General features: G+C 39.3%; 22 protein-coding genes and 1 tRNA gene. 21 read left to right on the top strand and 2 right to left on the bottom strand.

Features of this window, described 5'->3' with window-relative positions; all coding sequences use genetic code 11:
• Positions 1 to 33: 33 nt before the first annotated feature.
• The 4 genes from GQO39_RS00960 to GQO39_RS00950 all read left to right on the top strand — a co-directional run bounded on the left by GQO39_RS00960 (position 34) and on the right by GQO39_RS00950 (position 4,998).
• Positions 34 to 2,574 (top strand): DNA translocase FtsK, encoded by a 2,541-nt coding sequence (locus GQO39_RS00960; RefSeq protein WP_156850549.1) that lies wholly within the window; start codon positions 34 to 36, stop codon positions 2,572 to 2,574.
• Between the two features lie 489 nt (positions 2,575 to 3,063).
• The gene (locus tag GQO39_RS09055; protein ID WP_246668501.1) at positions 3,064 to 3,255 is read left to right on the top strand and encodes a hypothetical protein; all 192 of its coding nucleotides are present in this window, start codon (positions 3,064 to 3,066) and stop codon (positions 3,253 to 3,255) included.
• Between the two features lie 81 nt (positions 3,256 to 3,336).
• Positions 3,337 to 3,558, top strand: coding sequence for a hypothetical protein (locus GQO39_RS09050; RefSeq protein WP_246668500.1), 222 nt, complete (start codon positions 3,337 to 3,339; stop codon positions 3,556 to 3,558).
• Between the two features lie 117 nt (positions 3,559 to 3,675).
• Positions 3,676 to 4,998 (top strand): sensor histidine kinase, encoded by a 1,323-nt coding sequence (locus tag GQO39_RS00950; protein ID WP_156850548.1) that lies wholly within the window; start codon positions 3,676 to 3,678, stop codon positions 4,996 to 4,998.
• Positions 4,999 to 5,000: 2 nt separating this feature from the next.
• Here the strand turns inward: GQO39_RS00950 and mscL are convergent, their stop codons facing one another.
• The gene (gene mscL / locus GQO39_RS00945; protein ID WP_156850547.1) at positions 5,001 to 5,414 is read right to left on the bottom strand and encodes a large conductance mechanosensitive channel protein MscL; all 414 of its coding nucleotides are present in this window, start codon (positions 5,412 to 5,414) and stop codon (positions 5,001 to 5,003) included.
• 608 nt (positions 5,415 to 6,022) lie between these two features.
• Here mscL and GQO39_RS00940 point away from each other — a divergent pair.
• From GQO39_RS00940 to edd, 17 genes are all read left to right on the top strand, one after another.
• Positions 6,023 to 7,111 (top strand): quinone-dependent dihydroorotate dehydrogenase, encoded by a 1,089-nt coding sequence (locus GQO39_RS00940; RefSeq protein WP_156850565.1) that lies wholly within the window; start codon positions 6,023 to 6,025, stop codon positions 7,109 to 7,111.
• Between the two features lie 138 nt (positions 7,112 to 7,249).
• A tRNA-His gene (locus tag GQO39_RS00935) sits at positions 7,250 to 7,326 on the top strand.
• Positions 7,327 to 8,004: 678 nt separating this feature from the next.
• Positions 8,005 to 8,196, top strand: coding sequence for a hypothetical protein (locus GQO39_RS09045; protein WP_246668499.1), 192 nt, complete (start codon positions 8,005 to 8,007; stop codon positions 8,194 to 8,196).
• 99 nt (positions 8,197 to 8,295) lie between these two features.
• Positions 8,296 to 8,739, top strand: a complete 444-nt coding sequence (locus tag GQO39_RS09040) for a hypothetical protein (RefSeq protein ID WP_246668498.1) — start codon at positions 8,296 to 8,298, stop codon at positions 8,737 to 8,739.
• 26 nt (positions 8,740 to 8,765) lie between these two features.
• Positions 8,766 to 9,203, top strand: a complete 438-nt coding sequence (locus tag GQO39_RS09035) for a hypothetical protein (protein ID WP_246668497.1) — start codon at positions 8,766 to 8,768, stop codon at positions 9,201 to 9,203.
• 877 nt (positions 9,204 to 10,080) lie between these two features.
• Positions 10,081 to 10,329 carry a hypothetical protein gene (locus GQO39_RS00920; protein ID WP_156850546.1) on the top strand — a complete coding sequence of 83 codons (249 nt, stop codon included), beginning with the start codon at positions 10,081 to 10,083 and terminating at the stop codon, positions 10,327 to 10,329.
• Complete coding sequence (locus GQO39_RS00915) at positions 10,322 to 11,209, top strand: hypothetical protein (protein ID WP_156850545.1); 888 nt, start codon at positions 10,322 to 10,324, stop codon at positions 11,207 to 11,209. Before GQO39_RS00920 ends, GQO39_RS00915 begins: the two co-directional genes overlap by 8 nt.
• A gap of 100 nt (positions 11,210 to 11,309) precedes the next feature.
• Positions 11,310 to 12,125: a hypothetical protein gene (locus GQO39_RS00910; protein WP_246668496.1), complete on the top strand. Its 816-nt coding sequence runs from the start codon at positions 11,310 to 11,312 to the stop codon at positions 12,123 to 12,125.
• A 307-nt stretch (positions 12,126 to 12,432) separates the two neighbouring features.
• Entirely contained in the window at positions 12,433 to 12,696 is a 264-nt protein-coding gene (locus tag GQO39_RS00905; RefSeq protein WP_308418497.1) for a hypothetical protein, read from the top strand.
• A 28-nt stretch (positions 12,697 to 12,724) separates the two neighbouring features.
• The gene (locus GQO39_RS09030; RefSeq protein WP_156850543.1) at positions 12,725 to 13,522 is read left to right on the top strand and encodes an ApeI family dehydratase; all 798 of its coding nucleotides are present in this window, start codon (positions 12,725 to 12,727) and stop codon (positions 13,520 to 13,522) included.
• A 267-nt stretch (positions 13,523 to 13,789) separates the two neighbouring features.
• A complete protein-coding gene (locus GQO39_RS09025) occupies positions 13,790 to 14,068 on the top strand; it encodes a hypothetical protein (RefSeq protein WP_246668495.1) in 279 nt (92 codons plus the stop codon).
• Between the two features lies 1 nt (position 14,069).
• Positions 14,070 to 14,573, top strand: coding sequence for a hypothetical protein (locus GQO39_RS00890; RefSeq protein ID WP_156850542.1), 504 nt, complete (start codon positions 14,070 to 14,072; stop codon positions 14,571 to 14,573).
• Between the two features lie 863 nt (positions 14,574 to 15,436).
• Positions 15,437 to 16,864, top strand: coding sequence for a glutamine synthetase family protein (locus GQO39_RS00885; RefSeq protein WP_156850541.1), 1,428 nt, complete (start codon positions 15,437 to 15,439; stop codon positions 16,862 to 16,864).
• 11 nt (positions 16,865 to 16,875) lie between these two features.
• On the top strand, positions 16,876 to 18,159 hold the full coding sequence (locus GQO39_RS00880) for an NAD(P)/FAD-dependent oxidoreductase (protein ID WP_156850540.1): 1,284 nt from the start codon (positions 16,876 to 16,878) through the stop codon (positions 18,157 to 18,159).
• A 119-nt stretch (positions 18,160 to 18,278) separates the two neighbouring features.
• Entirely contained in the window at positions 18,279 to 19,754 is a 1,476-nt protein-coding gene (zwf, locus tag GQO39_RS00875) for a glucose-6-phosphate dehydrogenase (RefSeq protein ID WP_156850539.1), read from the top strand.
• Positions 19,755 to 19,764: 10 nt separating this feature from the next.
• Complete coding sequence (gene pgl / locus GQO39_RS00870; RefSeq protein WP_156850538.1) at positions 19,765 to 20,502, top strand: 6-phosphogluconolactonase; 738 nt, start codon at positions 19,765 to 19,767, stop codon at positions 20,500 to 20,502.
• Positions 20,503 to 20,556: 54 nt separating this feature from the next.
• On the top strand, positions 20,557 to 22,380 hold the full coding sequence (edd, locus tag GQO39_RS00865) for a phosphogluconate dehydratase (RefSeq protein WP_156850537.1): 1,824 nt from the start codon (positions 20,557 to 20,559) through the stop codon (positions 22,378 to 22,380).
• Positions 22,381 to 22,436: 56 nt separating this feature from the next.
• On the opposite strand, the gene folD is transcribed toward edd, so the two are convergent.
• The gene (gene folD, locus GQO39_RS00860) at positions 22,437 to 23,336 is read right to left on the bottom strand and encodes a bifunctional methylenetetrahydrofolate dehydrogenase/methenyltetrahydrofolate cyclohydrolase FolD (RefSeq protein ID WP_156850536.1); all 900 of its coding nucleotides are present in this window, start codon (positions 23,334 to 23,336) and stop codon (positions 22,437 to 22,439) included.
• Between the last annotated feature and the right edge of the window lie 275 nt (positions 23,337 to 23,611).

The following is a 23,611-nucleotide window of genomic DNA, read 5'->3' as shown; positions in this document are numbered from 1 at the left end:
ATTGTTTTTATTGCTATCAGTTTGTTGGGTGTCATGCATAATTCGAAAAAAAAATCTATTTCTACGCCTTCTTTTTCTGATGAGAGTGTACAAGATGTATCAGAAAGCAGTTCATCTACTAAGATTGCAGAGATATTTCCTTACCCAGAAGTATGGAAAAAGGCATTTACTCTCAGACAAAACGTGCGTTTTACACGAACACCAGAAGTTGAAATCTTGCGTCGTCGTATAGAAACAGATCCAGTTTTTGCCAAACGGTTTAAAGTTTTGACCAAGCAAGAGCGAAAAAATTTTACGAATATTATACACTGTGACAAAAAAACAACAAACTCTCCATCGATCAAAAGAGTGGTTAATCCTCAATCGCTAGAGAATAAAGCATCAATTTGCCATTTAACAGTTTTGAAGCAGTTGTCACAGCAAGCTGTTAGTACGCCGCTTAAGGAGGATAAACAGAAGCATAAATTACAAGTAGAAAATGTGGTTCAAAAAACAAAGCCTATTTTTTATCTTTCCGATGACGCATTTTTTGAGTGTGAATCCTTTATATTAGAACAGGCGGACACCAAAACTTCAGGAGAGGACATAACACCGATTGAGTTCATGGGGAATGAAGTCACATCCGATACTACTTCTGTATTCGATGAGTCAATTACAGCTCTTTATCGTGTTCTTGAATGCCGCTTTCCACAGTTTTACGATTCAGCACTATTCGAATCTCCAGAAAAGAATATCCGAGGAATTGAGAAGACTTCCGCTTTGATGCATGTAAAGAGTGATCTTGTTAAAAAGAATCAAAAGCCTCACTCTGAGATCAGTATTGAAAATTCTACTGATACGTTAGGTGATGTAGAACCTACTGATGCAGAGACTCCTACAGCAACTAAAAATGCCAAGAATATTACCGATTGTAGAACAGAAAGTATTGCAAAGAGTTCAGAAGATTTTCCTGCGATAAAACAAAAAGGCAAAGCATTGCGATCTGCTAGCACGTTGTTAGACAATTATAGTTCTGCTTTTATGTCAAACGTTCAATCTTTTGACGATGGCACTTATGAATTTCCTCCGATCAATTTATTGCAGGAACCTATTTTTCATGAAGGTGCGATAATTTCGCAGGAAACATTAGAGCGTGGTGCTGGGCTTTTGGAGAGTGTTTTGGAAGATTTTGGTATTAAGGGTGAAATTATCCATGTTCATCCAGGACCAGTGGTGACAATGTATGAATTTGAGCCTGCTGCTGGAGTAAAGTCATCGCGGGTCATTAATCTTTCCGATGATATTGCTCGTTCGATGTCTGCTATTTCTACACGCGTTGCTGTGATTCCTGGACGCAATGTTATTGGAATTGAGTTACCAAATGCGGTTCGTGAAACAGTTTATTTACGAGAATTAATCCAAACAAGTTCTTTTCGTAAAAGCCAATTTAAACTAGCTCTTGCTTTGGGGAAGGGGATTAATGGTGAGCCTGTCATTGCAGAATTAGCGAAAATGCCTCATTTATTGGTTGCGGGAACAACGGGGTCTGGGAAATCCGTTGCAATTAATACAATGATTTTGTCGATTCTTTATCGAATGACACCAAAGCAGTGCCGTTTGATTATGGTTGACCCTAAAATGTTAGAACTCTCTGTTTATGATGGCATTCCACATCTTTTAACGCCTGTTGTAACAGATCCCAAAAAAGCTGTGACAGCTTTAAAATGGGCGGTCCGTGAAATGGAAGAGCGTTACCGCAAAATGGCTAAATTAGGTGTACGTAATATTGATGGTTTTAACGCGCGCGTTGCACTTGCGGCACAAAAAGGTGAAACGATCATGTGTACTGTGCAATCGGGTTTTGATAAGGAAAGTGGGGAAATGCTTTATCATGAAGAAGCGATGGATCTAACGCAGCTGCCTTATATTGTTGTGATTGTTGATGAGATGGCCGATCTCATGATGGTGGCAGGTAAAGAAATTGAAAATGCCATTCAGCGTTTAGCGCAGATGGCGCGTGCGGCAGGTATTCATCTTATTATGGCAACGCAGCGTCCTTCTGTTGATGTCATTACAGGTACGATTAAAGCGAATTTTCCTACTCGTATTTCTTTTCAAGTAACATCAAAAATTGACAGTCGTACAATTTTGGGAGAACAAGGAGCTGAGACACTTTTGGGACAAGGGGATATGCTCCATATGGCAGGTGGTGGGCGTATTGTACGCGTTCATGGGCCTTTTGTTTCTGACGAAGAAGTTGAATCCATTGTTGCACATCTTAAAATGCAAGGAAAGCCTGATTATTTAGCAACGGTAACGGATAGTGAAGATGATAACAAAGATGTTGAGCTTGCTGATACAGTTGCTGAAGTTTCGACGGCAGAAAGTCTTGGTGAGGATGGTGAAGAACTTTATATGCAAGCTGTAAAAATTGTTATGCGTGATAAAAAATGTTCGACATCTTATATTCAGCGCCGGCTTGCAATTGGTTATAATAAAGCAGCTTCTCTCGTTGAGCGTATGGAAGAAAAAGGCATTGTTGGAGCTGCTAATCATGTTGGGAAACGCGAAATTCTCATCAATGAGGGACAATAATAAGCAAGGTAATTTTAAGGATGCGTGATTTTTAAAATGCCTAATGCTTGCTTTATTTGATGAGAGCCAATGTTGTGTTGTGCTTATTTTCCTACTGTGAAATATTAAAAATATTGAATGAGGAGCAATAAAATAGAAGCGATATTTATTAAGTTTGCTAATGTGCAGTATAGGATGGTACAAGGAAGGGATGGAGAAGTCTTTGTCATTTTTAGATTATCTGGCATGTGAAAAAATTAAACAAGCCTTCATACGGGAAAAGATAGCTTTTGTTCTTTTCGCTGATTGTAAAATATTCTTTAGTTGCATAGTGCGGCGGGCATATAGGAGGGATTCTTTTCTGTCGCAGATATGATGAAAGAAAGGCATTTTTTGGTTAAGTGGAGCATCACGAGATATTTAATGGTGTTCAATTGTACAAGTTTTGTTGCGCTAGATAGTTTAAAGCACTACATTGAACTCTTTGTAATTTCTCTTAGGTAAGCGTTTTTGTTAGAAGCTTTGCAGGAAGGAAATATTTCTCTTTTGGATAGCACAACAATGTCTATTTCCGTTGTTGATGAATATGCAACGTTGTTGGAAGTTTTATCTCATTTTTGTTTTGTGGATGAAACAATCAGATTTTTGCTACAGACAATTAATAATGAGATGCCAATAAAAACTGTTTTACCTATAGTCTAAGTGTTCGTAATTCGCTTAGAAGTAAAATCGTTAAGTTTTTTGGTCTTATACGTGCCATTAAATGCAGATGAGTTGAAGATTATGCAGAAACCTTTTTATTTTACGCCAGAACTTTTGCTACGATATTTCACTTGGAAAATGGATAACAACGGTCGATTTTGTGATGTTCCAAAAGGGTTAGCTGAAATTGTTGGACCTATATTTTTTCTTATTTTAGGATCCTACTTTTATGGATTCGTTAACCAATTTCATGATGAACGGTATCAATTACTTAGTGGTCTTAGTGAAGCAGCCGCGCCTTAGAGCGAATAGGCGGTTTAATGACTTGTTGATGGTTGTCCTCAATACCTTGGTGTTAAATTATCTGCTTGGCCAATTTTTTATGCCAAACAGTGGCTTAAGGGTTTTCGTGATTTGAAGATGCAAGAAAAAGTTCAAGAGAAAAGAGATAAAGAATCGGATACCAAAATGCAGAGTCTTTCAGAGATAGAGCGTTCAGCTTTTCGTGAGATCGCAGAACGATTGCGTGGAGAGTTGCATCCATCTGTAAGATGCGAGCCTTTGGTTAAAGAAACGGCGGTTTTGTTGCCAAGTGCACAGACATTGACGGCAAATGCTATAGAACAAACTCTCATAAAAGAACCAGCAGTGGTTTTATCATTGTTGGATGCAGCGATTAAAAGCGTTTTTTGGTTGGATGGGCAGGGTTTAATTCAATCGGTTAGCAGTGCTGCTTTGGCTTTAACTGGCTATGAAATAAATGAATTACAGGCACAGCCATTATCATCATTATTTACTTTGCAGAGCCAATTTTTAGTTGAAAAATATTTTAAATTGATCCGTACAAAAGGAAAAAATCAGATTTTTAATCGTGAGATAGCTGAGTTGGTGACGAAAAGCCGTAAAAATATAACAGTTTCTATTACGATTGTCCCTTTGGCACGGCAAGACAATTATGCTGTTATATTGCATGATATAACCGGAATAATTCTACCGATAGATAAAAAAGCAGAAGAGAATAAAATAGTTGGAGTTGTTCATGAAATGCGGACGCCTTTGAATGCTCTCATTGGTTTTGCAGAAATTATGAGAGATGGCCGTTTTGGTATGATAGACAATGAGCGTTATCGTGGATATTTACGCGATATTATCTCATCTGGAAAACATATATTATCGTTGGTTAATCAATTACTAGAATGCTCAAAAGCAAATTATTCTAGCTCAAATGATCGGATCAATACGCCTCTTATAGCTGAAGCATTTGATGTGATATCTTGTTTGCGTGCTAGCATGGCTTTTCTTGAAACACAGGCTAATCATAATGGGATTATCATGCGTATTGTTGCTCCAGCTCATGTTCCATTTATTGGGGTGTCACGGCAAATATTGCGGCAAATTGTATGGAATCTTCTTTCCAATGCCATTCGTTTTACACCATCAGGTGGGCAAATTATGATTTATGTTTCTCATGGAAAAAAAGAGCGTGTAAAGATTGCAGTAAGTGATAACGGTATCGGGATGAGTGATGAAGAGATTGTACAGGCACTGCAACCTTATGGTCAGATAGAGCGTAAAGATGGCCGCTCTGGTGATAGCGCTTTTATGGGAACTGGCTTGGGGCTACCGCTGTGTAAGGCAATGGTAGAAGAAAGTGGTGGTCAATTTTTATTATTTTCAAAACCCAATCATGGAACAACTGTGGAAATGTTTTTTCCTGTGTTCCATGAGGCAAACCATCCATAAATTCATTTTTTCTTAGCCAAAAGATCTCTGATTTCTGACAAAAGTTGTTCTTCTAGAGACATCTTCTTAGGGCTTTCCTCTTCTTCTTGTTTTCGGCGTACTTTATTCATAGCTTTAACAAAGAGGAAAAGGACCCAAGCAATAATGAGAAAATTGATAAGTAAAGTTATAAAGTTACCGTAGCTAATGGTTGCTCCAACTGCTTTAGCGGCACTCAGTGTAGCTTGTTTCTCTCCTGCAAGCTGAATAAACATGTTAGAAAAATCAATTCCACCCGTAATAAGTCCAATAATTGGCATAAAAATATCATTAACAATTGAATTGACCAAGCCACCAAAAGCTCCCCCTATAATCACACCAATAGCGAGATCAATCATATTTCCCTTTAGGGCAAATTCTTTGAATTCTTTAAGCATTGCGTTTTCCCCTTTATATAAAAGATATACGATAATTTTAATTATCGCTTTTTATGAAAAAGGAAAGGGCAGTTTTTATTTTCTAAAATATTATATTACAAATACCAAGAATTTTTTCCAAGAATATTATACATGTTTAAAAGTTTAATGAAGGGCTCTGCTTGATTTAACCCAAGGAGTATCTTGTAGAATTCAACGTGACGGAAAACTTTTTTATAAAAGCTGTATCTGTTCTTTTTATAAATAAAATCAGGAAGCTATGATTCATTTATACAATCATTACAAAATCTTTTTGCTAACATATTGAAAAAATCTATTTTATGGGACATTCATTTCTCTTATTTGCAGATGATTTCAATTTTTAATATTTTAACAATTGTGAAAAGGTAAAGAAAGTTTTTAAAAGACAAAAAGGCTCTCATCCTACATAGTGTGCGTAAACATGCATAGCGATTATGTTATGAACTTTCTTGTAGTTATATTACGAATTTTCTTGTAGTAGAAGGGAGGCTCTGATTTGGATGATGGTTCATCTTTATTCGCGATCTTTTGGGTTAAAAGATTGGCATGTGGTGCATTGGATCAATTTTATATTTGGAGAAGGATTGATGAGTTTCTTTCGTTGTATTGGTCGTCCTGCTTTATTTATGTTGGATCCAGAGCATGCGCACTGTTTAGCAATTATTGGACTGAAGAGTGGATTGAACAGTTGTCGAAAGGTCGTTGATAAACGTTTGTCTGTGACTGTTGCGGATCTTAAGTTTGAAAATTTTGTTGGTCTTGCTGCGGGTTTTGATAAGAATGCAGAGGTTGTCGATGCTATTTTTCGTTTAGGATTTGGTTTTACTGAAGTTGGTACAGTTACACCAAGGCCTCAGGTTGGAAATCCTAAACCGCGACTTTTTCGCTTAAGAGAAGATGAAGCGATTATTAATAGAATGGGCTTTAATAATGATGGACATCAAGTTGTTTACAACAGATTGCGTGCGCGTAAAAAAACTGGTGTTGTAGGAGTCAACATTGGAGCCAATAAGGATACGGTCGATAAGATTGATGATTATACTGTTGGTATTGCTCATTTTTATGATGTTGCTGATTATTTTACGGTTAATATTTCTTCTCCTAATACACCAGGTTTACGTGATTTACAGGCCCGTGACAGTTTGCATCTTTTGTTGAATGCGGTTTCACAAGCGCGAAAAGAGCAAGAGAACAAGCATGGATTCTCCATTCCCATTTTTTTAAAAATTGCTCCCGATTTATCAGAGAAAGAATTAGATGATGTTGCTGAAGAAATAAAACTTTCTGATTTTAATGGACTGATTGTTTCTAATACAACTCTTGCACGCCAAGGTCTTAGCAATAGTCACCTCAGTAATGAAGAGGGTGGGCTTTCTGGACGTCCACTTTTTGAGCGCTCTACCATTGTACTTGCAAAAATGCGTCAAAAATTAGGAAAGGAGATTGCCATTATTGGTGTTGGCGGTGTAAAGGATGCACAAACCGCTTTGGAAAAAGTAAAAGCTGGCGCAGATTTAATTCAATTATATAGTGGGATGGTTTATGAAGGTCCAAATCTTGCCATAACTATTCTGCAAGAGATTTTGCAGATGATGCAACAAGACGGTGTTGATGCCATAAAAACCTATCGTGATCACCGTGTTGAATATTGGGCAAAACGTGCGCTCCCTTTATGACAAAACTATTTTTTCTTGATAAAAAGTACAGGATTTTTTTAAAGGGGCTTGCAAACTCTTCTGATCTTCCTTATGTCACACAGACAGAGAATTAAATGTTTACGAAATAGTAAACAGTTATGGTACATTTATTTTTATGCGGTTGTAGCTCAGTTGGTTAGAGCGCTGGTTTGTGGCACCAGAGGTCGTAGGTTCAAATCCCACCAACCGTACCATTTATCTTGTTACAACTTTTCTAATTCTTATTTAGTGCGATTTTTGCTGTGGTTAAAAGCCGCAGTTATCGGGCTTTTTTGCGTGTGAGCCGTCACGGAGCAGAGACCTTGCGCGGATGATTTTTCTCAAATTTTGCCCAAAACGGAATGATACGATCAATAATCGCTTGAAATATAAACGGGTTAACTAAATCTATGATTCTGATTGCAATTGCAACAATAAATATCTCTATCAGTATATTTATATACTTTTAGTATATTTTGTAAACCAAGAGAATCTTATTCGACTTTCATTATTATTGTTCATAATATAAACTATAAAGTTTAAATAAATAAAATAAGTAAGCATAAATTTACTAAAATATGCCATATTTTTGACATATTATCTTTGACTTTGTAACTCTATATTATAAATATGAACTTGCATGAAAGTGCATTCATATCTCCAGGGGGTGTTTCGGTGGTTGATTATGGGTAAGCCATTCTGGCGCGGGGACATAAGTAACCTTGGGGGGAATTTATTTATACACTAAATTGGAGAAAATAAATGAGATTTTCAAGTCGTTCGTACGATTATTGCAGTGCCGATAATTTTAATATAACAATTATAACTCTGGTTTTGCGTTTGGTGACAAGTATGGTGCTGGGATTGGCCTTGCGGCTGGTGTTGGCGTAGGAGTGGCAACGCTTAATTTTAATACTGGCATGGCCGCAGCAAGCTTGGGGCTATCTGTAGGCGATAAGTTCGGAGGCACCATAGGCGGTTATGTTGGTTATGGTGTGGCTGCTGCCCAGTGTGGCACACAGTTTTTGGGTCAATCTATTAGTAATTCAGGTGGTTTGTACGGTGTTGGGATATTGACATATTGATGCACTTTTGATGGAGTTCTTTGGGTTATCCTAAAGCCTAGAATGGTGGTACTGTAAAAGGTGCCACCTTTATGTTTGGAATATTGCACAGGAGGAGCTATGGACGCGTTTGGTTTAGTGTTCGTTTATTTTTGTCTGTGGTTTGGCATGTATCTATTCTTCAAAACTATTGCTATTAATGGAAAAAGCATGTTAGGCAGGGAGAATATGGTTGCATTCATAGTGGCGGCATTGGTTACCCCTCCCCTCATTTATGCCTTTGAGTATTTTGAGTATATAGTCGGTGTGTCGATAACATCTTCTCATGCTGCTATAATTATGTTCTTTCTTTCTTTTTGCATTGAATTTATACCCAATATAGTAAACAATATAAAATGCTTTAGTTTGGCCATTATCGCAAGTTGCCCCATTTTTTTCATCGCAGCTGGTTTTATTGTTATGAGTGATGACCTTCTGTTAGATTTTTTTGATCTGCAGCTTTCGAGCTATATTTATCTGCTTTTCATTATTCCGTTGATGATAGGGGGGCTCGCTATGTCCTAATTGCTAAAGCTTTGAAGGAAAAATCTATGTCAGTGCTAGATTTAAGCATTTGCATTGGCTGTGGGTTTGCCATAGGTGTCTTTTTTGTGTCATCACTGCTTTTATCAGACCTTCGAGAAATCTATCAACAGATAGGTTTTGCAAACAGGGAGGCAGTGAAAAAAATGTTTGATTATGCAGTGTTTGGTTTCGCTATTCTAACGGGCCAAGTTTTTTTGACATTTTTGATGGTTCTCTTTGTTACTACAAAGAAATATTATTGGTTGGTCCTTGATGTTCTTGCAGAGCTGTTTTTTAGCCTCTTTGTTTCTTATTATGTAGCGTTTGTTCATACAGATGATGACTATGGAATGGTTAGAAGTTGGATTTGTTTGATGTTTGTTGTTTATGTGTACGCGCGTTACATTAAATCAAAGAATGTGAAGCTTAGCGTGATTAACCCGTTTAAAAAGAAAACTGAGTGAGAAGACAGGAGACTATAGTTCTTTGGGTTATCCTAAAGCCTAGAGCAGCCAACCCAGGAGGGGCAGTTTCTAGAGCAATAGTAGGCGGGGTCCCGTGGCGCAGCCGCGGATATTGCTAAAGCTGGTTAGGATTGTGTTCGCTCTAAGTGGTGAAATTGTTGTTTGACCTAGCTTTTTAACAAGGTAAAGGCCTTGCTAAGGGGTACGCTATCAGCCTCTTAGCAGGGAGTTTTTCTCCCGCAATAATATCTTGGTATGCTTGGGAGGGCAAGGCGCTTTAAGGAAATTATATGTCTGACTTAATTTTTGGAATGCTGCTTAGTTTTGGGATAAGTTCCAGCCCTTGTCTCCTTTAAAACAATGGCTTGTTGGGCGAGCGCGTCATTTTGGGGGGGCTAGCTGGCCTTTCCTGCGCTATCATCTTCGCTTATCCACATAGTGAAAGTGGGCTTCCAGACTTATCTTTGCTTTTGGTATGTTATCTTGGCATGCTTTTAATTTTGCACGAGCACTACTTATATAAATATTTAGTTCTTGGATTCTGTGGTGCAGTTGCTGCCTTGTGTATTGGGGCAGGTTTTGTATATTTGAGCTCTTTGTTGCCATTGCCTGCTTTGTCTGCTGCTAATAATAGCCAGTAGCAGGTGGTGCATTACATGAGTTTGGTTGCTGCAAACTATCCCTTTTTTATCCTTTTGATATCAGTTTTAACTGCGGAGCTTTTGCGTTTGTGGTTGCTTCGCGTATATAAGCCAGAATTAGCTGCGCGTGAGGTCCTTTATTTCGGGCTGGGCTGGGGGGTGTTCTAGACTTATGCTATAAGACCCTCTCAGCTCTTTTTCTTTACTTGAATTACCGTGTTGATAGGGCGCCACAAATGGTGGGCTATGTCGCATTTGAATCTTGTCCACAAGCGATCAGCTATCTTATTGCCGCGGGCATGATTGTATTGATGCATGTTGTAAATACGCGCTTTATGTATCTTGGTTTCCAAGATAAGCGCAAGGTCTATTCCTATCTGCCTTTTGTAATTCATTTTTCGGTTGGTCTTTTGTTTATGTTTGACATTTCTTCAGGCTATGCAATATTAATAAATTCTATTTTTAAGGCTTACAATAATGCTTGACAAATTGACATTATCTGTTATCGGCGCCGTTTTTTGTCTGGTGCTGATTATTTTTCCTTTGATGAAGAAAAAAACATTGGTTGAACATTTGGTTTTCTTGCTCGTTATTTTGTGTCTTGTTTTTCTTTATGTTTATGGCGCTGTGAGTTATTTTCCTTATTATGTTTTGGCGCTTTCGCTTATATTGGGGTACCGCTGGTTACTCTCTTTGGTTAAAGCGTTTAAAGGCACGAAGGCGATTATTGGGTCAAGCGCTGGTTGTTATGTGCTTTTGATTTTTTTTCTATACGGCTTTATGCGTATGATAGGCAGTTTGATTTTTGATTTTTCTGCTTATAGTACGCCTAATATTGTTTTTGCTGTTGGTCTATTCCCTATAGGCATGGCGATTATGCAGTTTTTTTTGCTCTCTCATTGGGTGGCAGAAGATAATGGCAATGGTGTAGAGGCAGCACTGGGCGTGGGAATGGGGATTTGGGGGGCTGCTATAGGGCTTGCACTGCTTACATCTCTACCAGAAGCTGTGATGATCCTAAAAGGGGCTTTTAGTCTTGATAGGGACGCCTTACTTTCTTTACTTGAGACGGTAATATATTATGCGTTTATTATAGGTCTGAATCTTTTATCAACTTTCTTAATGCTTGTGGTTTGCTTTGACAAGAAATGGCGGTTTTTTGTTCTTATCCTGCTTTTACAATGCTTGGCGGCTTGGGCGCGCTTTTCATGGCGGGCCGCTGAGCCAGAACTTCTTGCAATTGGGCATTATACAATCGCTACTATTCTCATGTTTGCTTTTATGCGGCAAATTTATGATTTTGTGCAAGACAGATTATCCATGAAGAAAAATAGCAGTTACGCTGTAGTAAATGAGGGGGCATAATAATGTTGGTTTTATTTATTACTTCGCTTCTCGCAGGCCTTATTTATGGCGCTGTCATTTATATTTTTTTCGCTCTACATTTAGTTGGATAAATGTGCTGTTGAGCGGCATAGTTTTTGGGGTGATTGTTCTGTTAATATGGCGTTACTCGGAAACAGAACATAAACTTGATGCCTTACGTTTACTGCAAGTGCTTGGCGTTGTTTTTCTTCTATGTGTGTTTCATCATTTTCTGAAGTTCAAATTGGTTGTCGCTGGTGCTGTGGGATGGTTTGTTGCTAGCTGCATTGCTGGCGGGCTTATTGCTTTTTGGGAGCAATCTGTAATAAAAACGCTTTATATGATGAGTATTGTTGAAACCAAGAGTCGTGCAGAGCAGGGGCTGGCGCTTGTTTTTTTATTTTTAACATTTACAGTTTTTTTTGTTGTAGCAGAAGAAGCCATGCGTCGTTGGTTAGTTACTAAGTTTTATCGGTGCTCGCCTAGTTTTTTGTGGCGTTTGCCGCTGAATATTGGCATAGGCTGGGGTTTATGCGAATTAGTTTATAAGGCACTAGGGCCTTTCCTTGTTTATAATGGCTGGCCTATTCGATCTAGGTTATTAGCCAGTGAGTATGTAATTTTTTATTCCTGGACGCAAGCGGGTATTTTTTTGTGTGCTTTAATGAGCGTCATACTCATGCATATTTTCAATACATGCTTGGCTTATCGTGGTGTTGTTACGCGCTCTAAATTTTATGCGTGTGCGCCTTTTTTTGTCCACGCTATTGTTAACTGTTTCGGTGTAACAGTGCTGGTTACAGACAAGGTTTGGTTTAATGTTGGGGGCAGCTTGTTTATTCTACTTTGTGTGATGTTGTTCGTATATTTTGAAAGCAAAAATCCTTTAATACAAAACATAAAATTGCGCGCTTAAAGTGTTGTAGAGTGATGAATAACTTTGCGTACTCTAAGTATGGCTAGAGAGCCTGATACGCGCTTTCTGTTCTGCAAAAAAATAGAGAAGGTTAGCACCGACGTAACGCGTCCAGTACCAAGAGCGACGTCATTTCTGCACTAATTGAGGGGAGGGTGTGCCACTGGCCACGGCGCATATGGGAGCCTAAAAATATGCTATCATGTGACTTTCTAGTGTCCTCCATGAGATTGAAGCTGGGAATCTTGAGGCGGTGGTAACGCATTATTGCAAAGACAAACCCTGGCTAGGGTTTGGTCATCCGATTATGCAACGGGATGTCCGGGTTGCTTTCTTTTTTTCATGTTTTCAGGCGCCTATGCGCCCCTTCAATTCGCTTGCGCGATCTATTTCGGGCAATACAGGACTGCAACCCAATGTTGATTTTCTAATTGCAAGCATCATGAGTAAATATCGGGCTTCTCATGAGCTGGGATTGTTGGCTTTTTTCGTTTGTCGTATGCCGATACGTCTCGCGCACTATCAAGCGCGGTTTAGTGCCATTCCTTCGGTTTATCATCAAAGGATTTAAGAGAAAAATATAAAAAGGTCCCCCAATCATGGCTATGAAGTATCGCACCGAGCCAAATTTCTTGGGTATATGTCAGAGTATCACTTTAACCGCACCGATGCGTGCTTGCGGGCAAATCGATATTTCTCACTGGAATTTAGCCCATAACTATTTGAAACAGGGCTTGTTACTCGAAGCCTTGCATCAGTTTTCAGTTCGATTCGCCACCATGGTGGCTAAAAACTCGGATCTTACTTATCGCTATCTCCCTGTTATGGTTGAACAGTTTTTCTCTACCACCCATTTTGATAGCGATCGGTTATGCGTTGAAGGACATATTGAACGCATTAATGAGGCCTACCGTATTCACTGTAAGGCTAGCACATATGACAATGGAAAGGCTGTTATTGCGCAGGCAATCATCATGGTCAGTAAGGTCTGCTTCCTTGGCTCGTGTTCTGAGAAAGCCGCTCTTCCATTACTAGGCGATTTATGTAAGATTTCCTCCGTAACCGGAGATTCTTGTACTTTTTCCTTTAATGCGCATCACCCGCTTTTTGAGGAACATTTCCCCTCCCGCGCCGTATGTCCTGGTTCACTATTGATTGAGATGGTTCTGGCTTTGTCGACGCAGGGTAGGGCGAAAAATATCGCATCTGTTGCACTGAAAAAAGTAAAGTTCATTGAAGCAGTTTATCCGGGAGATACCTATCAGTTGACCATTAAACAGGATACAGAGTATGAACTAAGTGGCGTTTTTTATATTCATACGGAAACTAAAAAACGAAGCACTTGCGGTAAGTTTTCTATCAAATATAAAAAGGCGGATGCACCATATTTAACATAATAATCTCTTTTATTCCGTGGAGTATTTACTCCTGGGTTATCAGTGAAAACGTTTTAACTCAGGTCGAACGCTCTCTCATCTTAACTGTGATTTTATTGTCCATTATTGCTGTGAATATTAAAATTGTCCGACAGGGAGAACCCGTGATGATTACTAATCATTTTAACAGTTATTGTCCTGTTTGTTAATCATTTCGCTGGATGGTCTACACTTTTACTGAACTATCCCACAGTTTTTTTCTATCTGTCACTTGCTCTGGTTTCATTGATGAGCTTGCTGGTAAAGAAACCCTTTACCATTTTTTATGCTCCTGCTGGTATTTCTGAAGAAAAACGCAAACATATCCTATTTTATCGCATCAATAAATATATTACATGGATTTGGGTCATCATCTTTTTTGCCAATGGTCTTCTAGTGGCTTTTTTTGCATGGACCCCCCAGATTTGGTTAATCACTATGGGTTTAGTTTGTGCTGGTATTCTTTTTTCTAAATATCTTCCTAACATCATGCTATATTTTTATCGCATCAAACATCATGGAGCATAATATGTCATTGTTTAATATTCTGACCGGAACCCCTTTATGGGCCTGGATTTTGCTTATTTTTCTCATCGCGAGGGGAATAATCGCATTGAAAGATAGGGAAATGAAGGTTTACTGCCTTTTTCTCTTGCCGTTAGTCTTTCTTTTTTTGGGCGCAAGCGATGTGATTAACCAACTGGCGTTCCCGCGCTGGGGAGCAATCGCAATGTTGGGGGGACTGATGATCGGCTTTGGCGTTGGCTGGTTGCTCTGGCGTGCTACTCCGCGTTTAAAAATCAAAGAGGGAACGGATTTCATTATTCTGCCTGGTACGCGGTTGACGCTGACATTTATTCTTATCGCTTTTGTCATCAAATTCACATTGATTGTTTTTCTCAAGGTTGAACCTGATTTGAAATATGCATTTGATTTTAACCTTCTTTTTGGTCTTTTAAGTGGGTTTACTGATGGTGTGTTGTGGGGCGGCACATTAAATTTATATATAGCATTTCGAAAGAATCCAAATTAATCCCTATACCATTAGCTGTGGGTGCTTCCCATTAGAACTATCTCAATAGAAGCTTATACCTAACAACAACGCTGCATACAAATGCAGCGTTGCCTCATAGTTTCAGATTTTTTATCCCAGCGCGTGAATACGTGACGGAAGTGATATTATCTGACTATACCCCCCTTGGGGGCAGAGCGAGCCTAAAGGTTTAGAATGCTATGAGTTTAAGCTAGCTTGACTTTGAGCAGATGGTTTATCGCTAATGGTAAATCATTTTGTTTTACGATTCAAAAAGAGGATAGTGATGGTCTCATTGGCGTAGGTGGGCAAGAAAACTCTTAGCTTGGCAATGCGTCAACAGTTTGTAGAACTATGTTGTGGAACCCATACGCAAAGCGGTTGCTATGATGGCATGATGCTTTTGTCAAGCATTATGATATGGTAGGAACCGGTGTTTAAGGGTGCAACTGCGGTCACTGTACGACCCAGTAGCATTACGTCTGAGTATTTAGGAGCGGTAGACTCTGTACAGGCTACGCGTACAATATGTGCAGCACGCTTGCGGGAATCAGTGTGCCATTATTGCGTTGTGCATGCAACCCTCTAGCTAGTACTTCATTGGTAAGGCTGTTTTTTGAAACTGGTTGTAATTATCTGTGTGTTTTTAAAGAGAACGTTAGCACCGATGTATCGTGTGCAGTACCAATTTTTCACTATGTTTGAGATGATAAGATGCCTATAGTGATCACAAGGTCTCTTTTACCTTGATGAAAATTGTGGCATTCTTTAAAAAATTGAGTTGATAAAGTTTTTTCGTGACTTTCATGCATGGGGTGATACCATAAAAGCGAGCCTTTGTTGTTTTTTTTAGTTGGTGTATTATGGCTGTGAAAAATGGTAAACAAATGCGAAACAAGGGCTCTAAGCCTGTTTCTGGTTTCCTCAAAAATTTACGTGGTGTAAATAATTGGGAGCAAGTTTCGCAGTGGCTTGCTTTCCGTAATGTAGAAGATATTGAATGTATTACACCTGATCAAGCAGGTGTACCGCGTGGCAAGATGATGCTTTCTAAAAAATTCACATCGGAGACATCGTTGGCATTGCCTTCAGCCGTTTTTATGGCAACAATTTCAGGAGATTATCCTGAAGATGGCCATGGTTTTGAATATCCTAAAACAGATGGTGATTTACGTCTTGAGCCTGATCTTTCTACGTTATGCATTGTTCCATGGGAAGATGCTCCTACTGCACAAGTGATTTGTGACCTTGTATATCAAAATGGGCAGATTGTAGATTATACACCACGAAATGTTTTGCGAAAAGTAATTGATTTTTACACGCAAAGGGGGTTAAAGCCCGTTGTCTCGCCAGAAATAGAGTTTTATTTGGTAGAAAAGAATCCCGATCCTGATTATCCCTTAGTTCCGCCGGTTGGTCGGTCTGGACGTTCAATTGGTGGAGGGCAGGGATATTCGATTGCTGGTGTGAATGAATTTGATGAGTTCATCGATGATATTTATCAATTTTCAGAAGCGCAGGGGTTGGAAATTGATACCCTCATTCATGAGGAAGGTGCCGGTCAGTTTGAAATCAATTTACGTCATGGTGACCCGATTGAATTGGCTGATCAAGTTTTCATGTTTAAGCGAACAATTCGTGAAGCGGCACTTAAACATAATATGTATGCAACTTTTATGGCCAAACCGATCCAAGGGCAGCCTGGGTCTGCTATGCATATTCATCAATCGGTTATTGATAAGAAAACGGGTGCTAATATTTTTACAGAGGATGATGGCGGAGAAAGTATCTGTTTTCGCCATTTTATTGGTGGATTACAAAGACATATGGCTGGGGTGCTTGTGATGCTTGCACCTTATGTGAATTCTTATCGACGTCTCATGCCTGATATTTCTGCGCCTGTTAATTTGCGGTGGGGGTATGATAACCGTACTACAGCTTTTCGTGTACCACGTTCTGCTCCACAAGGGCGGCGCGTTGAGAATAGAATTCCTTCGTCAGATGCTAACCCTTATTTAGCACTTGCAGCCTCTCTTGCTTGTGGTCTCATTGGTTTACAACAAAAGCTTGAACCCGATGAGCCAACAACAAGTAATGTGAACGCTGATAATGTTGAATTACCGCGTGGGCTTATTGAGGCTGTTAACTTATTTGAACAAGATACAGAGATACGTGCTATTCTAGGGGATGTATTTGTAAGTACTTATGCTGCAATCAAACGACAAGAGTTTGAAACTTTTATGGAAGTGATTAGCCCGTGGGAGCGCGAATATCTCTTGCTGAATGTTTGAGGTTTATCACGATGATTGAATATAATCCAATTTCTCCAGGAGTTTCTTGGTATGAGGATGCTTTAGAAGAACGCCCCTCTTACCCATCTTTTGACGGACAGATGCAGTGTGATGTGGTTATTATTGGAGGTGGATTTACGGGGCTTTCAGCTGCTTGTCATTTAGCAAAAACTGGAGTGAGTGTTGTTTTGTTGGAGGCTTCACGGTTTGGTGATGGTGCTTCAGGGCGCAATGGTGGGCAATTGGGAACGGGTCAACGACAATGGGTGGAAACACTAGAAAAAAAGTATGGTTTTGAGCGAAGTAAAGCGCTGTTTGATTTAGCTGAAGAAGCCAAAAGGGATATTTTATCTTGGTGTGCTATGTCTGATTGTCAGTGCGATTTTATGGCAGGACAGCTTTCCGTAATTCATAAAAAATGTGAGGTTGTATCTTATCAACGGCATGTTGAGACAATGCAGCGTTATGGCTATCATGGTCTTACTTTTATGGACAGGAATGAAACGGCCAAGCGGCTAGGCTCGTCTTTTTATTATGGTGGTATTCATGATGCAGACACTGGCCATATAAATCCTTTAAAGCTGGTTATTTGGTTGGCAAAAAAAGCAAAAAGTGTTGGTGCTAGTCTTTATGAGAAGACACAAGTAACGGGGATAGAGCGTAATAATGCCCATTGGAGGGTGGTAACAGAACGAGGAAATATAATGGCTGAGAAAATTTTATTGGCAACCAATGCCTATAAGCTTGGACTTCAGCATTTTGTTGAGAAAAATATTGTTTCTATCCGCTCTTACATTGGAGCAACGGAACCGTTATCAAAAGATAGTCCGATTCTTCGAGGAGGCGAATCGGTAGATGATTCTCGTTTTATGGTTCGCTATTTTCGCAAAAGCATTGATAATCGCTTATTATTTGGCGGTGTAGAAAGTTATGATAATCAGCATCCTAAAAATTTAGATGAACGTATACGACGACAGATTGCCGAAATTTATCCTCATCTACACTCTATAAATTTGACCCATCGCTGGGGAGCGACAGTTGCTATTACGGTTGAGCGTATGCCTTATGTTCGCCAACTTTTCGCAGGAATAACTTATTGTGGTGGTTATTCTGGTCATGGAGTTATGCTTGCTCCTTTTATGGGGAAATTATATGCTGAATGGTTGACTGGGAAGCGTGAGCGTTTTGCGTGTTTTCAAGACTTAAAGATTTCATCTTTTCCAGGTGGTAGAGTCCTGCGTTATCCGCTTGTATTTTTGGCAATGCATTGGTTTTCCTTAATGGATCATTTTTAACTGGATACCGTTTTCAATGAAGAAAATTAATGGCTTATTTAGTATCTATCTGCTTTAATGATTGAAGCTTCTATAAATTGTTTAAGCTTTTGTAATTGAAGAGGAAGAGAGACAGGTTCATGGTAAGTAAAATTATTCCAGTCTCTCCCTTTGATTGTGTTATTTTTGGTGGCAATGGTGATTTGGCAGCACGCAAACTTTTACCTGCTCTCTATCATTGTCAGTGTGTTGGGCAATTTAACGAGCCAATGCGTATCATTGTGGTTGCACGCTCTACGTTGAGTAATGGAGAATATCAAAATTTTGTTCGTGCTTCTTTGGAGAAACATATTTCTCCAAAAGATCTCAACCAAATTCAACTTAATCGTTTTCTTGCACGTTTAACCTATGTTTCTATTGATATCACATCAAATCGAGGGTGGGAGGATTTAGCTCTACTGCTGTCAAAAAATCCAGCTGATATTCGAGCTTTTTATTTAGCGGTTAGTTCGTCACTTTTTTATGATATTGCGATGAGATTAGGACAAAATGGTTTGGTGACGCAACAAACACGGATTATCATTGAAAAACCCATTGGCCGCGATGTAAAAACAGCCGTTGAACTCAATGATATATTTGTAAGAATATTTGATGAAGATCAAATTTTTCGCATTGATCATTATCTTGGCAAGGAAACGGTTCAAAATTTGATGGCATTGCGGTTTGTTAATACGCTTTATGAGCCGTTGTGGAATTCTAATTACATTGATCACGTTCAGATAACGGTTGCTGAGTCTTTAGGATTAGAGGGGCGTACAGAATATTATGAGAGTACGGGTGCGCTACGCGACATGGTACAGAATCATATGCTACAATTGCTCTGTTTGGTTGCTATGGAAATTCCATGTACTAATAAAGCAAATGCCGTGCGTAATGAAAAACTGAAAGTTTTGCATTCTTTAACACCTCTTGGTGTTCATAATGTAGAGCAACATACTGTGCGAGGGCAGTATCTCGCTGGTGTATTGAACGGTATCTCTGTAGGATCTTATCTTGATGATCTGGGAAAAAAAAACAGTAAGAGTGAAACATTTGTGGCGCTTAAGGTTAAGATTAATAATTGGCGTTGGGCGGATACACCTTTTTATTTACGAACTGGTAAGCGTATGGCTGCGCGTATGTCTGAAATTGTTATCGTTTTCAAATCCATCCCTCATAATATTTTTGATACGGATTCAGATGAAATTTTTTCTAATAGACTCGTTATCCGTCTCCAACCTGATGAGGGTGTAAAACAATGGTTGATGATTAAGGATCCAGGTCCTGGAGGTATGCGATTTTGTCATATTCCGTTGGACATGAGTTTTGCGTCTGCGTTTTCTGAACGTAATCCTGATGCTTATGAACGCTTATTGATGGATGTCATTCGTGGAGATCAAACACTGTTTATGCGTCGTGATGAAGTTGAAGCTGCGTGGCGTTGGATTGATCCTATTCTTGAGGGATGGCAAACAATAAAGCAGCCTGTTTATGGATATAGAGCTGGTTCATGGGGTCCATTTGCTTCAACACTTTTGATGGAACGTGATGGACGTATATGGAACAATTTAGTTTAGAGAAATAAGTATGCATGGAATGAATATTGACCGTTTAAATTTTGAAACACCTACCACTCTCGCTTTGGCATTGGCTGATCGCGTTGCAGCAGAGCTTAGTGTAGCAGTTCTTGAGCGTAAGCGCGCAATTTTAGCAGTCTCTGGTGGTAAAACACCAGAATTATTTTTTCATTATTTGTCAAAAGCAGATATTGATTGGCAAAATATTATCATTACTTTAGTTGATGAGCGCTTTGTATCTGCTCATCTTGAGCGTTCAAATGAACATATGGTACGGCGTCATTTGTTACAAAATTTTGCGGCTAAAGCACATTTTGTAGGACTTTACCAGAAGGCAATTACTGCTGAGCTTGCGGCTTTTTCGGCAGCCAGTCGTATTAATACTTTGCCTAAACCCTTTGATGTTATTGTTTTAGGCATGGGTATTGATGGACATACTGCTTCCTTTTTTCCTGATGCTAATCGTTTGAAGGAAGCGCTTGATCTTCGGACGCGGGCACTTGTTTTACCACTTCATGCAAAAAGCGCTCTTGAGCCAAGGCTTACGCTGACTTTGCCAGTCATAATGCAATCTCGTTGCATTATTCTCCATTTTGAAGGGTTTCAGAAACGTGATTGTTTTGAAGAGGTTTGTCAGGATGGGTCTGAAATGGAAATGCCTGTTCGCGCTGTTTTACGTAATGCCAATCATCTTGTTCAGGTTTATTGGTCACCGGAAGAAAATGAAATAAGTGAAGTGAAAATATGATACGAATGCAGATGACACGCAATCTCATCTTTGATGATGGAATGGGGGACAAACATGGCACTTTCCAAAACAGTTGCTAAGATTACACGGAGAATTTATGAACGCTCTCTACCAACGAGAGAAATTTATTTAGATCGTATTGTTACAGCACAGGCAAATCATCCTAAGCGAAGTTTTTTGGGATGTGCCAATCAGGCCCATGGTTTTGCAGCTTGTTGTCCAATAGATAAAGAACGTTTAAAGTTTAATACTGCTGGGAATATTGGCATTATTACCGCATATAATGATATGCTTTCAGCACATCAACCTTTTGAGACTTTTCCTCGCTTAATTAAAGAGGCAGCCCGTGTGGCTGGTGGTGTAGCACAAGTGGCGGGTGGTGTTCCTGCTATGTGCGATGGTATAACACAAGGGAATGCAGGGATGGAGCTCTCACTTTTTTCGCGTGAAGTGATTGCAATGGCGACGGCTATAGGCTTATCACACGATATGTTTGATGCTGCATTGTATCTTGGAGTTTGTGATAAAATCATACCTGGTTTAGTGATCGGGGCGTTAACATTTGGTCACTTACCAGGAATTTTTGTTCCTGCTGGTCCTATGACAAGTGGTCAAGGTAATAATGAAAAAGCGAGGATACGCCAACTTTACGCGGAAAATAAGATAGATCGCCAAACATTGCTAGAATCAGAAGCACGTTCTTATCATGAGCCAGGAACATGTACATTTTATGGGACTGCTAACTCAAATCAGGTAATATTGGAGATGATGGGGTTACATATGCCGGGAAGTTCTTTCATCAATGCGAATACACCGTTACGTGATGCTTTAACAAAGGAAGCGACTAAGCGTGTACTTGAAATGACAGCTCTTGGCGATGATTATAAGCCACTTGGTACGATAGTTGATGAGCGTTCTTTCGTGAATGCTATTGTAGGATTAAATGCAACAGGAGGATCTACCAATCATGCGATTCATTTGATTGCTATGGCAGCTGCTTGTGGTATTCGATTGACATGGCATGATATTGCAGAAATTTCGTCAGTTGTTCCTCTTTTGGCACGGATTTATCCTAACGGTTTTGCTGATATAAATCATTTTCATGCAGCTGGTGGTATGGGATTTGTTATTCGCGAGCTCATTGAGGCGGGTTTAGTACACGAAGATGTTTGTACAGTTTTTGGTAAAGGTCTCAATGCTTATGCAATTGAAGTAAAGCTTTACGCTGATGGTAGTGTGGTGCGTGAACCTGCTCTCAATGAAAGCGCTAATCATAAGATATTGGTAGGGTGGAGAAAGCCGTTTCAGCCTGATGGTGGTATTCGTGTTTTATCGGGAGACTTGGGTACAGCTATTATGAAAATTTCATCTGTTAAGTCTGAGCATTGGCGGATTGAAGCTCCAGTTCTTGTCTTTAATGATCAAGAGGAATTGCAAAAGGCTTTTAAATCTGGGGCGTTGAATGATAAAGATTTTATTGCTGTTATTCGTTATCAAGGGCCGAAAGCGAATGGTATGCCGGAACTTCATAAATTAACGACAATTTTAGGTGTTTTACAAGATAGGGGACAAAAAGTGGCGTTGGTAACGGATGGGCGCATGTCAGGTGCATCAGGAAAAATTCCTGCCGCAATCCACGTAACACCAGAAGCTTTGGAGAGGGGGCCCATTGCACGTTTGCAAGATGGTGATATCGTTTGTCTTGATGCTCATGTGGGTAAATTAGCTATTTTAGAAGATGGAGTAAAATTTAATGCGCGAACAATCATGCCTCCTGATCTTTCAAAAAATGAGTATGGCGTTGGACGTGAGCTTTTTCGTATTTTTCGTCAATCTGTTAATCGTGCAGATCAAGGAGCATCTGTTTTGATAGTATGAGTAAAATGCGAAAAAAACTAAAGTAATATGCATGTAATGAACATGCGGAAAACTGCTTAGAATTTTGGCATGGGTAGATTATTGATTTGAATAGCTGCTTTGAGCGTATTAACCATGAGCATGGCAATTGTCATAGGACCAACTCCTCCTGGAACAGGGGTGATTGCGGCGGCTTTTCCTTTTATTTCTTCAAAATCAACATCACCGACAAGGCGTGTTTTTTCCATACCCTTTTCTGGTGCTGCGATGCGGTTAATGCCAACATCAATAACAATGGCACCATTTTTAACCCAGTCTTTTTTAATCATTTGCGGACGACCTACAGCTGCTACTAAAATGTCAGCGCTACGACATACGTCATCGAGATCACGTGTACGACTGTGGGCAATCGTCACAGTAGCATTTGCTGCTGTTAAGAGAGTGGCCATAGGTTTTCCGACAATATTAGAGCGTCCAACAACAACGGCATCAAGACCAGATAAATCTCGTCCGCATTGTTGTTCAATCATCATCATGGCACCAGCTGGTGTGCAGGGAATGATAGCGTCTTCAAATGCGTTAGCTGCGAGTTTTCCTACATTGATATAATGAAAGCCATCAACATCTTTTTGGAAAGCAATGGCTTGTGTTATGCGGTTTGTATTAATATGGGGGGGCAAGGGAAGTTGCACCAAAATACCATGAATTTTAGGGTCATAGTTTAAGGTTGCAATGAGTTTAAGAAGTTTTTGTTCTTGTGTTTCTTTGGAAATCATATGTTTTACTGACAAAAAACCACATTCTTCGGCTTTTCTGCTCTTTGATGTGACATATATTTGACTTGCGGGGTCTTCTCCAACAATGATAACGGCGATACCAGGCTGTATATTATAGTTATTGCGGAGTTTTGTCGTTTCAGCCTTAATTTTCGTAATAATCTCTTCAGCGAGTTTTTTTCCGTCGATGATATTATTCATAAGGGAGATCCTTTCGGTAAGGCTGTTTATTTTTTTGTAAAGCATTTTTTGACAATACAATAGAGTTTTATTAGCAATATTCCTATGAGAACAATAAGAATGGTTCGATAGTTTTGTGTATTTTATAATTTTTGCAAACCTTTAAAATAATTGCTTTGTAAAGAAGCAGCAACATTGCTGTTTCAATAAACTTTGGATAAGAACAAGAATAATGAAGTTCTCAAATAAGATCTGACGGATTTGAGGGTTATAAGAAACTTTTTAACAGTTATTTA

Source organism: Bartonella refiksaydamii (genome assembly GCF_902652675.1).
GTDB classification, from domain to species: Bacteria; Pseudomonadota; Alphaproteobacteria; order Rhizobiales; family Rhizobiaceae; genus Bartonella; species Bartonella refiksaydamii.
This window is presented reverse-complemented; position numbering and strand designations above follow the sequence as displayed.